Source organism: Pseudomonas sp. P135, from assembly GCF_020312125.1.
In the GTDB taxonomy this organism is placed as follows: domain Bacteria; phylum Pseudomonadota; class Gammaproteobacteria; order Pseudomonadales; family Pseudomonadaceae; genus Aquipseudomonas; species Aquipseudomonas fragariae.
Genome location: NZ_JAGPYR010000066.1, coordinates 1 through 335, shown reverse-complemented (window position 1 = coordinate 335; position 335 = coordinate 1). Strand labels below are relative to the sequence as shown.

The following is a 335-nucleotide window of genomic DNA, read 5'->3' as shown; positions in this document are numbered from 1 at the left end:
TGACGGTACTGCGCGTGTTGATACTGCCAGCCCTGATCCGAGTGCATCACAAGCTTCGGCTCGTCCTGCAACTGCTGGAGAGCCTTGTCCAGCATATTGGTGACCAGCTCGAAGCACGGCCTGGTAGACACTTCGTACGCCACGATCTCACCGTTGTACAGGTCCATCACGGGCGAGAGATACAGCTTTCGATTGGCCACTTTAAACTCGGTCACATCGGTCACCCATTTCTGGTTCGGGCGTTGCGCCGTGAACTTGCGCTCCAGCAAATTCGGCGCAATTTTCCCGACGGTGCCCTTATAGGAGCGGTACTTCTTGGGTCGCACAACTGATCT

The 335-nt window shown here is 55.8% G+C and carries 1 protein-coding gene; it reads right to left on the bottom strand.

What is annotated here, in order from left to right:
• Nucleotides 1-335: DDE-type integrase/transposase/recombinase (locus KBY08_RS26335; protein WP_225651327.1), on the bottom strand; the 335-nt coding region annotated here is incomplete at both ends.